General features: G+C 63.6%; 20 protein-coding genes. All 20 read left to right on the top strand.

The window, feature by feature from the left end; all coding sequences use genetic code 11:
- The first annotated feature begins 30 nt into the window (after nucleotides 1–30).
- The 20 genes from fusA (at nucleotide 31) to rplF (ending at nucleotide 12411) form a co-directional block, all read left to right on the top strand.
- Nucleotides 31–2133 carry an elongation factor G gene (gene fusA / locus SM757_RS20345; protein ID WP_322466851.1) on the top strand — a complete coding sequence of 701 codons (2103 nt, stop codon included), beginning with the start codon at nucleotides 31–33 and terminating at the stop codon, nucleotides 2131–2133.
- A 191-nt stretch (nucleotides 2134–2324) separates the two neighbouring features.
- Nucleotides 2325–3515, top strand: coding sequence for an elongation factor Tu (gene tuf, locus SM757_RS20340; protein ID WP_028997301.1), 1191 nt, complete (start codon nucleotides 2325–2327; stop codon nucleotides 3513–3515).
- 92 nt (nucleotides 3516–3607) lie between these two features.
- Entirely contained in the window at nucleotides 3608–3919 is a 312-nt protein-coding gene (gene rpsJ, locus SM757_RS20335; RefSeq protein WP_019561663.1) for a 30S ribosomal protein S10, read from the top strand.
- A 209-nt stretch (nucleotides 3920–4128) separates the two neighbouring features.
- On the top strand, nucleotides 4129–4800 hold the full coding sequence (gene rplC / locus SM757_RS20330; protein ID WP_066342432.1) for a 50S ribosomal protein L3: 672 nt from the start codon (nucleotides 4129–4131) through the stop codon (nucleotides 4798–4800).
- Nucleotides 4800–5420, top strand: coding sequence for a 50S ribosomal protein L4 (rplD, locus tag SM757_RS20325; protein ID WP_066342433.1), 621 nt, complete (start codon nucleotides 4800–4802; stop codon nucleotides 5418–5420). Before rplC ends, rplD begins: the two co-directional genes overlap by 1 nt.
- Nucleotides 5417–5731 (top strand): 50S ribosomal protein L23, encoded by a 315-nt coding sequence (gene rplW, locus SM757_RS20320; protein ID WP_028997298.1) that lies wholly within the window; start codon nucleotides 5417–5419, stop codon nucleotides 5729–5731. The genes rplD and rplW overlap by 4 nt, the downstream gene beginning before the upstream one ends.
- Complete coding sequence (gene rplB / locus SM757_RS20315; protein WP_066342434.1) at nucleotides 5731–6555, top strand: 50S ribosomal protein L2; 825 nt, start codon at nucleotides 5731–5733, stop codon at nucleotides 6553–6555. Before rplW ends, rplB begins: the two co-directional genes overlap by 1 nt.
- A gap of 15 nt (nucleotides 6556–6570) precedes the next feature.
- On the top strand, nucleotides 6571–6846 hold the full coding sequence (gene rpsS / locus SM757_RS20310) for a 30S ribosomal protein S19 (RefSeq protein ID WP_066342435.1): 276 nt from the start codon (nucleotides 6571–6573) through the stop codon (nucleotides 6844–6846).
- A 12-nt stretch (nucleotides 6847–6858) separates the two neighbouring features.
- Entirely contained in the window at nucleotides 6859–7188 is a 330-nt protein-coding gene (rplV, locus tag SM757_RS20305; RefSeq protein WP_028997295.1) for a 50S ribosomal protein L22, read from the top strand.
- 16 nt (nucleotides 7189–7204) lie between these two features.
- Nucleotides 7205–8026 carry a 30S ribosomal protein S3 gene (rpsC, locus tag SM757_RS20300; protein WP_066342436.1) on the top strand — a complete coding sequence of 274 codons (822 nt, stop codon included), beginning with the start codon at nucleotides 7205–7207 and terminating at the stop codon, nucleotides 8024–8026.
- A gap of 12 nt (nucleotides 8027–8038) precedes the next feature.
- Nucleotides 8039–8455 carry a 50S ribosomal protein L16 gene (rplP, locus tag SM757_RS20295; RefSeq protein ID WP_066342437.1) on the top strand — a complete coding sequence of 139 codons (417 nt, stop codon included), beginning with the start codon at nucleotides 8039–8041 and terminating at the stop codon, nucleotides 8453–8455.
- 14 nt (nucleotides 8456–8469) lie between these two features.
- A complete protein-coding gene (rpmC, locus tag SM757_RS20290; RefSeq protein ID WP_066342438.1) occupies nucleotides 8470–8670 on the top strand; it encodes a 50S ribosomal protein L29 in 201 nt (66 codons plus the stop codon).
- Nucleotides 8667–8954 (top strand): 30S ribosomal protein S17, encoded by a 288-nt coding sequence (gene rpsQ, locus SM757_RS20285; RefSeq protein WP_066342439.1) that lies wholly within the window; start codon nucleotides 8667–8669, stop codon nucleotides 8952–8954. The genes rpmC and rpsQ overlap by 4 nt, the downstream gene beginning before the upstream one ends.
- A 93-nt stretch (nucleotides 8955–9047) precedes the next feature.
- On the top strand, nucleotides 9048–9563 hold the full coding sequence (locus SM757_RS20280; protein ID WP_322466850.1) for a peroxiredoxin: 516 nt from the start codon (nucleotides 9048–9050) through the stop codon (nucleotides 9561–9563).
- 291 nt (nucleotides 9564–9854) lie between these two features.
- Nucleotides 9855–10223 (top strand): 50S ribosomal protein L14, encoded by a 369-nt coding sequence (rplN, locus tag SM757_RS20275; RefSeq protein WP_028997289.1) that lies wholly within the window; start codon nucleotides 9855–9857, stop codon nucleotides 10221–10223.
- A 22-nt stretch (nucleotides 10224–10245) separates the two neighbouring features.
- A complete protein-coding gene (gene rplX, locus SM757_RS20270; RefSeq protein ID WP_066342441.1) occupies nucleotides 10246–10563 on the top strand; it encodes a 50S ribosomal protein L24 in 318 nt (105 codons plus the stop codon).
- A 12-nt stretch (nucleotides 10564–10575) separates the two neighbouring features.
- Nucleotides 10576–11130, top strand: a complete 555-nt coding sequence (gene rplE, locus SM757_RS20265; protein ID WP_066342442.1) for a 50S ribosomal protein L5 — start codon at nucleotides 10576–10578, stop codon at nucleotides 11128–11130.
- 8 nt (nucleotides 11131–11138) lie between these two features.
- Nucleotides 11139–11444: a 30S ribosomal protein S14 gene (rpsN, locus tag SM757_RS20260; RefSeq protein ID WP_066342443.1), complete on the top strand. Its 306-nt coding sequence runs from the start codon at nucleotides 11139–11141 to the stop codon at nucleotides 11442–11444.
- 24 nt (nucleotides 11445–11468) lie between these two features.
- Nucleotides 11469–11864, top strand: coding sequence for a 30S ribosomal protein S8 (rpsH, locus tag SM757_RS20255; RefSeq protein WP_066342444.1), 396 nt, complete (start codon nucleotides 11469–11471; stop codon nucleotides 11862–11864).
- A gap of 13 nt (nucleotides 11865–11877) precedes the next feature.
- On the top strand, nucleotides 11878–12411 hold the full coding sequence (gene rplF, locus SM757_RS20250) for a 50S ribosomal protein L6 (protein ID WP_066342445.1): 534 nt from the start codon (nucleotides 11878–11880) through the stop codon (nucleotides 12409–12411).
- Nucleotides 12412–12421: the final 10 nt, after the last annotated feature.

The raw sequence follows: 12421 nt of genomic DNA, 5'->3' as shown, positions 1-12421 counted from the left end.
GTGGGCGGCCCCTGTATTTGGAGTGACACCATGTCCCGCAAGACCCCCATCGAGCGCTACCGCAACATCGGTATCTCGGCGCACATCGATGCCGGCAAGACGACCACGACCGAGCGGATCCTGTTCTACACGGGCGTGAACCACAAGATCGGTGAAGTCCACGATGGCGCGGCCACCATGGACTGGATGGAGCAGGAGCAGGAGCGGGGCATCACGATCACCTCCGCTGCGACCACCTGCTTCTGGAAGGGCATGGACCTGTCCTACCCGGAGCACCGCTTCAACATCATCGACACCCCGGGCCACGTGGACTTCACCATCGAGGTGGAGCGTTCCATGCGCGTGCTCGACGGCGCCTGCATGGTGTACTGCGCCGTGGGTGGCGTGCAGCCGCAGTCCGAGACCGTCTGGCGCCAGGCCAACAAGTACAAGGTGCCCCGTCTTGCCTTCGTGAACAAGATGGACCGCACCGGCGCCAACTTCTTCAAGGTCTATGACCAGATGAAGACGCGCCTGAAGGCCAACCCCGTGCCCATCGTCGTGCCCATCGGCGCCGAAGAAAACTTCAAGGGCGTGGTGGACCTGCTCAAGATGAAGGCCATCATTTGGGATGAGGCCTCGCAGGGCATGAAGTTCGACTACGTCGACATCCCCGCCGATCTCGAGGCCGACTGCCAGAAGTGGCGCGAGAACATGATCGAGGCGGCCGCCGAGTCGTCCGAGGAACTGATGAACAAGTACCTCGAGACGGGCGAGCTGACCGAGGAAGAGATCAAGCTGGGCCTGCGCTCGCGCACCATCGCGACCGAAATCCAGCCCATGCTGTGCGGCACCGCGTTCAAGAACAAGGGCGTGCAGCGCATGCTGGACGCCGTCATCGACTTCCTGCCCTCGCCGGTGGACATCCCGCCTGTGTCCGGTACGGACGAGGACGACAAGGAAGTCACCCGCAAGGCTGACGACAGCGAGAAGTTCGCCGCGTTGGCGTTCAAGCTGATGACCGACCCCTACGTCGGCCAGCTGACCTTCGTGCGCGTGTACTCCGGCGTGCTGAAGTCCGGCGACACCGTCTACAACCCGATCAAGGGCAAGAAGGAGCGCATCGGCCGAATCCTGCAGATGCACGCCAACCAGCGTGAAGAGATCAAGGAAATTCTGGCCGGCGACATCGCCGCCTGCGTGGGCCTGAAGGAAGTCACCACGGGCGAAACCCTGTGCGACCCTGAAGCCATCGTCACGCTGGAAAAGATGGTCTTCCCCGAGCCCGTGATCGCGCAGGCCGTGGAGCCCAAGACCAAGGCTGACCAGGAGAAGATGGGCATCGCCCTGAGCCGCCTGGCTGCCGAAGACCCCTCGTTCCGCGTCAAGACGGACGAAGAGTCGGGCCAGACCATCATCTCCGGCATGGGCGAACTGCACCTGGAAATCATCGTCGACCGCATGAAGCGCGAGTTCGGTGTGGAGGCCAACGTCGGCAAGCCGCAAGTGGCCTACCGCGAGACCATCCGCAAGACCGCGGTGGATGTCGAAGGCAAGTTCGTGCGTCAGTCCGGCGGCAAGGGTCAGTACGGCCACGTCGTGCTGAAGGTCGAGCCGCAAGAGCCGGGCAAGGGCTACGAGTTCGTCGATGCCATCAAGGGCGGTGTGGTGCCGCGCGAGTTCATCCCGGCGGTGGCCAAGGGCATCGAGGACACGCTGCCCAACGGCGTGCTGGCCGGCTACCCCGTGGTGGACGTGAAGGTCACGCTGACCTTCGGCTCCTACCACGAAGTGGACTCGAACGAAAACGCGTTCAAGATGGCCGCGTCCATGGGCTTCAAGGAAGCCTGCCGCCGTGCCAGCCCGGTGATCCTGGAGCCGATGATGGCCGTCGAGGTGGAAACGCCCGAGGACTACGCCGGCTCCGTGATGGGCGACCTGTCGTCCCGTCGCGGCATGGTGCAGGGCATGGACGACATGGTCGGCGGCGGCAAGATCATCAAGGCGGAAGTTCCTCTGTCCGAGATGTTCGGCTACTCGACCACGCTGCGTTCGATGTCGCAGGGCCGCGCCACGTACACCATGGAGTTCAAGCACTACGCTGAAGCTCCGAAGAACGTGGCCGACGCCATCATCACCGCCCGCGGTAAGTAAAGCGGGACGGTGAGCGGGTGCGCCTCGTGGCGCACTCGTCACGTTTGCGCCCACGGCTTGAAGCCGTGGGCAAAGAATTCAAGCCGGTCTTCGGTAGGTGCACCGTCTGCTGCCAGTGGCAGGCGGCATCACGCATCGCCGCGAGACCTTAAACATGAGCACTGGCACTGCTCTTTGATCAGGAGAAAGCAATGGCAAAAGGTAAGTTCGAGCGGACCAAGCCGCACGTCAACGTGGGCACGATCGGCCACGTGGACCATGGCAAGACCACGCTGACGGCGGCGATCACGACCATCCTGTCGGCCAAGTTCGGCGGCGAGGCCAAGGCGTACGACCAGATCGACGCGGCTCCCGAAGAAAAGGCCCGCGGCATCACCATCAACACCGCGCACGTCGAGTACGAGACGGCCAACCGCCACTACGCGCACGTTGACTGCCCCGGCCACGCCGACTACGTGAAGAACATGATCACGGGCGCGGCGCAGATGGACGGCGCCATCCTGGTGTGCTCGGCCGCTGACGGCCCGATGCCCCAGACGCGCGAGCACATCCTGCTGGCCCGCCAGGTGGGCGTGCCCTACATCATCGTCTTCCTGAACAAGTGCGACATGGTCGACGACGCCGAGCTGCTGGAGCTCGTCGAGATGGAAGTGCGCGAGCTGCTGTCCAAGTACGACTTCCCCGGCGACGACACCCCGATCGTCAAGGGCTCGGCCAAGCTGGCCCTGGAAGGCGACAAGGGCGAGCTGGGCGAGCAGGCCATCCTGGCCCTGGCCGACGCGCTGGACAGCTACATCCCGACGCCTGAGCGCGCCGTGGACGGCACCTTCCTGATGCCCGTGGAAGACGTGTTCTCGATCTCCGGCCGCGGTACCGTGGTCACGGGTCGCGTCGAGCGCGGCGTGGTCAAGGTCGGCGAGGAAATCGAGATCGTGGGCATCCGCGCCACGCAAAAGACGACCTGCACCGGCGTGGAAATGTTCCGCAAGCTGCTGGACCAAGGTCAAGCCGGCGACAACGTGGGCATCCTGCTGCGCGGTACCAAGCGTGAAGACGTCGAGCGCGGCCAAGTGCTGTGCAAGCCCGGCTCGATCAAGCCGCACACGCACTTCACCGCCGAGGTGTACGTGCTGTCCAAGGACGAAGGCGGCCGCCACACGCCGTTCTTCAACAACTACCGTCCCCAGTTCTACTTCCGCACCACGGACGTGACCGGCGCGGTGGAGCTGCCCAAGGACAAGGAAATGGTGATGCCTGGCGACAACGTCTCCATCACCGTGAAGCTGATCGCTCCGATCGCCATGGAAGAAGGTCTGCGCTTCGCTATCCGTGAAGGCGGCCGCACCGTCGGCGCCGGCGTCGTGGCCAAGATCATCGAGTAAAGCAGTTGCGTGACGGCCCGGGCCCGCAAGGGCTCGGGTTGCGCCTTCACACCGCGGCCTGCGGGCCGCATCGCTCTTTTCAAGGAAACGTCATGCAAAAGCAGAAGATCCGCATCCGCCTCAAGGCCTTCGATTACAAGCTGATCGACCAGTCGGCCCTCGAGATCGTGGACACGGCCAAGCGCACCGGCGCCATCGTCAAGGGCCCCGTGCCCCTGCCGACCCGCATGCAGCGCTTCGACATCCTGCGCTCGCCGCACGTCAACAAGACCTCGCGCGACCAGTTCGAGATTCGCACCCATCAGCGCCTGATGGACATCGTCGATCCCACGGACAAGACCGTGGACGCGCTGATGAAGCTCGACCTGCCCGCTGGCGTGGACGTCGAGATCAAGCTGCAGTAATTGCCGTTGAGCGGTTGAGGCTGGCGCGGGGTTTTCTGCGTCTGCTACAATCGCCGGCTTTGCACGAGGGCGCCCTTACGAGGGCGCTTTTTGTGCAGGTAGGCAGTGCCTAGCAGTCGTTTGCGAAGCACTGCCCGCAATGTCATCCCGGCCAATCGTTGTCGGGTGTCTGAAACAAAGGCCTCGCCATGCGGGGCTGGAGAAAAACCATGAGTCTGAGCAATCGCCTCGGATTGCTGGGTCGCAAGGTGGGCATGATGCGCATCTTCACGGACGACGGCGACGCCGTGCCCGTGACTGTGCTGGACGTGTCCAACAACCGCGTCACCCAAGTCAAGACCGAAGAGACCGACGGCTACAGCGCCGTTCAGGTGGCGTTCGGCACGCGCAAGGCTTCGCGCGTGACCAAGCCTGAAGCTGGTCACCTGGCCAAGGCTGGCGTCGAGCCGGCAGAAGTGCTGAAGGAATTCCGCGTCCCCGCCGACGTGGCTGCGCAATACCAGCCGGGCGCTGCCGTGCCCGTGACGCTGTTTGCCGCTGGCCAACTGGTGGACGTGCAGGGCACCTCCATCGGTAAGGGCTTCACCGGCACCATCAAGCGCCACAACTTCGGCTCGCAGCGCGCGTCGCACGGTAACAGCCGTTCGCACAACGTGCCGGGTTCGATCTCGATGGCGCAGGATCCGGGTCGCGTGTTCCCGGGCAAGAAGATGTCGGGCCACATGGGCGACGAGACCGTCACCACCCAGAACCTGGACATCGTGCGCGTGGACGAAGCTCGCTCGCTGCTGCTGGTGCGCGGTGCTGTCCCCGGGTCGAAGAACGGCCACGTGGTCGTGCGTCCCGCCGTCAAGGTCAAGGTTAAGAAAGGGGCCCAGTAATGCAGCTCGAGCTCCTGAACGAGCAGGGTCAGGCCACCTCCAAGGTTGACGCCCCCGACACCGTTTTCGCTCGTGACTACAACGAAGCGCTGGTGCACCAAGTGGTCGTGGCCTACCAGGCCAACGCCCGTCAAGGCACCCGCAAGCAGCTCACGCGCGCCGAAGTTCACCACTCCACGAAGAAGCCGTTCCGCCAAAAGGGCACCGGCCGCGCTCGTGCGGGTATGACGTCCTCGCCGCTGTGGCGCGGAGGCGGTCGGATTTTCCCGAATTCGCCCAACGAGAACTTCACGCACAAGGTCAACAAGAAGATGTACCGCGCCGGCATGGCCGCCATCTTCTCGCAGCTGGCCCGTGAAGGCCGTCTGGCCGTGGTGGACTCGCTGTCCATCGAAGCCCCCAAGACCAAGCTGCTGGCCCAGAAGTTCAAGGCCATGGGCCTGGACTCCGTGCTCGTGATCGCCGACCAGATCGACGACAACCTGGCACTGGCCTCGCGCAACCTGGCCAACGTGCTCGTGGTCGAGCCGCGTTACGCCGACCCGTTGTCGCTCGTCTTCTACAAGAAGGTGCTGGTGACCAAGGGCGCGATCGAGCAACTCAAGGAGATGTTCGCATGAGCACCCCGAAGTTCGACGAGGGCCGTCTGGCCCAGGTGCTGGTGGCGCCCATCGTGTCCGAGAAGGCCACGAGCGTCTCCGAAAAGCACAACCAGGTCCTGTTCAAGGTCCTGCGCAACGCTACCAAGCCCGAGATCAAGGCCGCTGTTGAACTGATGTTCAAGGTCGAGGTCGAGTCGGTGCAGACCGTGAACCAAAAGGGCAAGGTCAAGCGCTTTGGGCGCTCCATCGGCCGCCGCGACCACGTCAAGAAGGCGTATGTGTCGCTCAAGGAAGGCCAGGAGCTCAACTTCGGTGGGGAGGCCGCGTAATGGCTGTCGTCAAGATCAAACCGACTTCGCCGGGCCGTCGTGGCCAGGTGAAGGTGGTGCACAACCATCTGCACAAGGGCGCTCCCGAAGCTTCGCTGCTCGAGCCCCAGAAGCAGAAGGCTGGCCGCAACAACAACGGCCACATCACGATGCGTCACAAGGGTGGTGGCCACAAGCACCACTACCGTGTGGTGGACTTCAAGCGCACCAAGGACGGCATCCCCGCCAAGGTTGAGCGCATCGAGTACGACCCCAACCGCACGGCCCACATCGCCCTGGTGTGCTATGCCGACGGCGAGCGTCGCTACATCATCGCTCCGCGCGGCCTGGAAGCCGGTGCCACCGTGATCAGCGGCTCTGAAGCCCCGATCAAGGCCGGCAACACGCTGCCCATCCGCAACATCCCCGTGGGCTCGACCATCCATTGCGTCGAGATGCTGCCGGGCAAGGGTGCGCAGATCGCGCGCTCGGCCGGTACCTCGGTGACGCTGATGGCCCGCGAAGGCTCCTACGCCCAGGTTCGCCTGCGCTCGGGTGAAGTGCGTCGCATCCACATCGAGTGCCGCGCCACCATCGGTGAAGTCAGCAACGAAGAGCACAGCCTGCGCCAGTACGGCAAGGCCGGTGCAATGCGTTGGAAGGGCATCCGTCCGACCGTTCGTGGCGTGGCCATGAACCCGGTGGACCACCCGCACGGTGGCGGCGAAGGCCGTACCGGCGAGGGCCAGGTGCCGGTGTCGCCGTGGAACACGATGACCAAGGGCTATCGCACCCGCAACAACAAGCGCACGCAGACGTTCATCGTCTCGCGTCGCAAAAAGTAAGAAGGGCAGCACCAGATGGCACGCTCTCTGAAAAAGGGTCCCTTCGTGGACCACCACCTGATGGCCAAGGTCGAGAAGGCCGTGGCGATCAAGGACAAGAAGCCGATCAAGACCTGGTCGCGTCGCTCGACGATCCTGCCCGAGTTCATCGGCCTGACGATCGCCGTGCACAACGGCAAGCAGCACGTGCCCGTGTACGTGTCCGACCAGATGGTCGGACACAAGCTGGGCGAGTTCGCGCTGACCCGGACCTTCAAGGGTCACCCGGCCGACAAGAAGGCCAAGCGCTAAAGGATGACGACCATGGAAACCCGTGCAATCGTTCGCGGCGTCCGCCTCTCGGCCGACAAGGGCCGCCTGGTGGCCGATCTGGTCCGCGGCAAGAAGGTGGACCAGGCGCTCAACATCCTGACGTTCACGCAGAAGAAGGCCGCCGGCATCATCAAGAAGGCGCTGGAGTCCGCGATCGCCAACGCCGAGCACAACGACGGCGCCGACATCGACGAACTGAAGGTCACTTCGATTTACGTCGAGCAGGCTGCCACGCTCAAGCGTTTTTCCGCGCGCGCCAAGGGCCGCGGCAACCGCATCAGCAAGCCCACCTGCCACATCTTTGTGACGGTCGGCAACTGAGGCGCTGAGGAAGACTATGGGACAGAAAATCCATCCGACCGGCTTCCGCCTGCCCGTCACCCGTGCCTGGGCGTCGCGTTGGTACGCGTCGAACACCAACTTCGCCGGCATGCTGGCCGAAGACCTGCAGGTGCGTGACTACCTGCGCCAGCGCCTGAAGAACGCTGCCGTGTCGCGCGTGCTGATCGAGCGCCCCGCCAAGAACGCCCGCATCACCATCTTCTCGGCTCGTCCGGGCGTGGTGATCGGCAAGAAGGGCGAGGACATCGAGAACCTGAAGGCCGAACTGACCAAGCGTCTGGGCGTGCCGGTGGCGGTGAACATCGAGGAAGTGCGCAAGCCCGAACTCGACGCGCAACTGATCGCCGACTCGATCACCCAGCAGCTGGAAAAGCGCATCATGTTCCGCCGCGCCATGAAGCGCGCGATGCAGAACGCCATGCGCCTGGGCGCCCAGGGCATCAAGATCATGAGCGCCGGCCGCCTCAACGGCATCGAAATCGCTCGTACCGAGTGGTATCGCGAAGGTCGTGTGCCCCTGCACACCCTCAAGGCCGACATCGACTACGGCTTCTCGGAAGCCCGCACGACCTATGGCGTCATCGGCGTCAAGGTGTGGGTGTACCGCGGTGACCGTCTGGCCAGCGGCGAAGCCCCTGGCATCGTGACGCCCGCCGGTGAAGAAGAGCGCCGTCCGCGTCGCAACGCCCGTCCGGGTCCGGGTGGCCGTGGTCGTCCCGACGGCCGTGACGGTCGTGGTCCGCGCGGTGACGGTGGCAGCGACAAGCCTGCCGGCGGCGCGCCGCAGCGCGTGCGCAAGGCGCCCACGGGTGCCTAAGGAGAACTAGCAATGCTGCAACCCTCTCGTCGCAAGTTCCGCAAGGAACAAAAAGGCCGCAACACCGGTATCGCCACGCGCGGTGCCGCCGTGTCGTTCGGTGAATTCGGCCTGAAGGCCACCGAGCGCGGCCGCATCACCGCCCGTCAGATCGAAGCTGCGCGTCGTGCCATTTCGCGTCACATCAAGCGCGGCGGCCGCATCTTCATCCGCATCTTCCCGGACAAGCCGATCTCGCAAAAACCTGCCGAAGTCCGTATGGGTAACGGTAAGGGCAACCCCGAGTACTACGTGGCCGAGATCCAGCCGGGCAAGGTGCTCTACGAAATCAACGGCGTGCCCGAGCAGCTCGCCCGCGAAGCGTTCACGCTGGCCGCTGCCAAGCTGCCCCTGCGTTGCACCTTCGTGGCGCGCCAAGTCGGCGCCTGAGATCGGAGAACCTCATGAAAGCATCTGAACTCCGCGCCAAGGACGTCGCCGAACTGGAGAAGGAAATCTCCGACCTGCTCAAGGCCCACTTCGGCCTGCGCATGCAAAAGGCGACCCAACAACTGAGCAACCATTCTGTACTGGGCAAGACGCGCCGCGACATCGCGCGCGCCAAGACCGTGCTGGCTCAGAAGAAGAAGGAAGCCGCCCAATGAACGCCCAAGCCCAAAACGCCGAAGGCAAGGCCAAGGTCGTCCGTACCTTCATCGGCAAGGTCGTGAGCGACAAGCGCGCCAAGACCGTGACGGTGCTGGTGGAGCGCCGTGTCAAGCACGAGCTGTACGGCAAGATCGTTGCGCGCTCGAACAAGTACCACGCCCACGATGAGAACGGCGAGTACAAGGTCGGCGACACGGTCGAGATCACGGAAAGCCGTCCCATCTCCAAGACCAAGTCTTGGGTGGTGACGCGCCTGGTCGAAAAGGCCAAGGTGGTCTGATCTTTCGGACACCAGCGTCCGCAAAGAGCGGCCGCCCCGTCGGTTCACCGGCGCGGCGGCCGTTTTTCTTTCTCAACCCTGGAGACAAGCGACATGCTTCAAGTCGGTGACCGAGTGCCTGCGGGCACGCTGTACGAGTTCATCGAGGTGGAAGGCGAGGGCTGCAGCCTGGGCCCCAACGCCTTCGACATTGCCCAAAGCACGGCAGGCAAGACCATTGCGATCTTCGGCTTGCCCGGGGCGTTCACGCCCACGTGCTCGGCGCAGCATGTGCCCGGCTATGTCGCTGCCGCGGACGAGTTCAAGGCCGCGGGGGTGGACGAGATCTGGTGCATTTCCGTCAATGACGCCTTCGTGATGGGTGCCTGGGGCCGTGAGCAGGGTACTGCCGACAAGGTGCGCATGATGGCGGACGGCAATGGCGACTTCGCGCGCACCACTGGCCTGGAGTTGGACCTCAGCGGCCGAGGCCTGGGCACGCGGCTGCAGCGCTGCTCCATGCTGGTAGTCGATCGCGTCGTGCGCACACTCAACGTCGAGGCGCCGGGCAAGTTCGAGGTCAGCGACGCGCAGACGCTGCTGGCCCAGGCGCGCGCGCTCAGGGGCTGATTCGCCTGCCGGCGCTGTCGAGGTTTCAAGCGGGGTTGGGCACTCGCGCGCGATGCGGCAGACGTGCCGCCTGGTAGGTGTCCAATAACCCTGCATCGCTGCTGCCTTGACACGGCAGTGTTTTTCGCTGCATAATCAGCAGCTTCGCCGGAAGACCGGCTTGTATCCGTGTGCGGTACAGGCAAGGTCCCCGGATCCGCCCCAACCGCCGGCTCTGCTTGAGCTGGTGCGACGGGCCCAAGACTGACCGGTGCGATGTTGTTGTCGCGCTGGGGCAAGTTGGGGACAGACATGATCCAAATGCAATCGCGACTCGACGTCGCTGACAACACGGGCGCGAAATCCGTCATGTGCATCAAGGTGCTCGGCGGTTCCAAGCGTCGTTATGCCGGCATTGGCGACATCATCAAGGTCAGCATCAAGGAAGCTGCGCCTCGTGGTCGCGTCAAGAAGGGTGAGGTTTACAGCGCCGTGGTGGTGCGCACGGCCAAGGGCGTGCGCCGCCAGGACGGTTCGCTGGTGAAGTTCGACGGCAATGCCGCCGTGCTGCTGAACAACAAGCTCGAGCCCATCGGTACCCGCATCTTCGGCCCGGTGACGCGTGAACTGCGTACCGAGCGCTTCATGAAGATCGTCTCGCTCGCGCCCGAAGTGCTCTGAGCCCCAGGTCAAAGGACAGACCATGAACAAGATTCGCAAGGGCGACCAGGTCATCGTGCTGACCGGCCGCGACAAGGGCAAGCGTGGCACCGTTTCGCAGCGTGTGGACGACTCGTACCTGATCGTTGAGGGCGTGAACGTTGCCAAGAAGCACGTCAAGCCGAACCCGATGAAGGGCACGACCGGTGGCGTGGTGGACAAGACCATGCCGATTCACCAGTCCAACGTCGCCATCTTCAATGCCGCCACCGGCAAGGCTGATCGCGTCGGCATCAAGCTGCTGGCCGATGGCAAGAAGGTGCGCGTGTACAAGTCCAGCGGCGACGAGATTCAGGCTTAAGTCGAGGTTCGAATGGCTCAGCAACAAAACGCTCGTCTGCAGCAGCAGTACCGCGAAAAGGTCGTGCCGGCCTTGATGGAAAAGTTCGGCTACAAGTCTGTGATGCAGGTGCCGCGCCTGACCAAGATCACGCTCAACATGGGCGTGAGCGAGGCGGTGTCGGACAAGAAGGTCATGGACCACGCTGTGGGCGACCTCACCAAGATCGCCGGCCAGAAGCCCGTGATCACCAAGTCCAAGAAGGCTATCGCCGGTTTCAAGATCCGCGAGAACGTGCCTATTGGCTGCATGGTCACCTTGCGTGGCGTGCAGATGTACGAATTCCTGGACCGCTTCGTCACCATCGCGCTGCCGCGCGTGCGTGACTTCCGCGGTATCTCGGGTCGTTCTTTCGACGGTCGCGGCAACTACAACGTCGGTGTCAAGGAACAGATCATTTTCCCCGAGATCGAGTACGACAAGATCGACGCCATCCGTGGTCTGAACATCAGCATCACGACGACGGCCAAGACCGACGAAGAGTGCAAGGCCCTGCTGCAGGCCTTCCGTTTCCCGTTCAAGAACTGAGGTGACCTGTGGCCAAACTTTCCCTCATCCAGCGTGAGAAGAAGCGCGAACAGCTGGTCGCCAAGTTCGCCAAGAAGTATGCCGAGCTCAAGGCCGTCATCGACGATGCCAAGCGCTCGGAAGAAGAGCGCTACGCCGCGCGTCTGGAACTGCAGAAGCTGCCCCGCAACGCCTATCCGACCCGTCTGCGCAACCGTTGCGAGATGACGGGCCGTCCCCGCGGCACCTTCCGCCAGTTCGGTCTGGCGCGTACCAAGATTCGTGAACTGGCCTTCAAGGGCGACATCCCCGGTGTCGTCAAGGCCAGCTGGTAAGTCGGCGAGAGCAGGAGATTTCGAATGAGCATGAGTGATCCGATCGCCGACATGCTGACGCGCATCCGCAACGCGCAAAGCGTTGACAAGGCTAGCGTGTCCATGCCGTCGTCCAAGCTGAAGGTGGCGATTGCCCAGGTCCTGAAGGACGAGGGTTACATCGACGGTTACGCCATCAAGGGCGAAGCCGGCAAGTCCGAGCTGGAAATTTCGTTGAAGTACTACGCGGGCCGTCCGGTGATCGAGCGCATCGAGCGCGTGAGCCGCCCGGGTCTGCGCATCTACAAGGGCCGTCACGACATTCCTCAGGTCATGAATGGCCTGGGCGTGGCGATCGTCACCACCCCTCAGGGTGTGATGACGGACCGCAAGGCGCGCGCTGCCGGCATCGGCGGCGAAGTGCTGTGCTACGTGGCCTAAGGAGAGACGAGCAATGTCCCGCGTTGGAAAAATGCCCATCGCCGTCCCGCAGGGCGTGGACGTGTCGGTGACGGCCGATCAAATTACCGTCAAGGGTGCGCAAGGCACGCTGTCCCGTTCCGTGAGCTCGCTGGTGACGGTGAGCAACGAGGCCGGCACGGTGCGCTTTGCCCCGGTCAACGACAGCGCTGAAGCCGACGCCATGAGCGGCACGCTGCGCGCGCTGGTCAACAACATGGTCACGGGTGTGAGCAAGGGCTTCGAGCGCAAGCTCAACCTGGTGGGCGTGGGCTTCCGCGCCCAGGCTCAGGGCCAGAAGCTGAACCTGCAGGTTGGTTTCTCGCACCCGGTGGTCAAGGATATGCCCGCCGGTATCACGGTGCAGTGCCCGACCCAGACCGAGATCCTCATCAAGGGTGCCGACCGCCAAGTGGTGGGTCAGGTGGCTGCTGAAGTTCGCGCCATCCGGCCGCCCGAGCCTTACAAGGGCAAGGGTATCCGCTACAGCGACGAGCGCGTGGTCCTCAAAGAGACCAAGAAGAAGTAAGGAGTGGCAG

The sequence above is a fragment of the Azohydromonas lata genome (assembly GCF_034427735.1).
In the GTDB taxonomy this organism is placed as follows: domain Bacteria; phylum Pseudomonadota; class Gammaproteobacteria; order Burkholderiales; family Burkholderiaceae_C; genus Azohydromonas; species Azohydromonas lata.
Note: the sequence above shows the minus strand (reverse complement) of the source record. Positions and strands in the feature narration are given on the sequence as shown.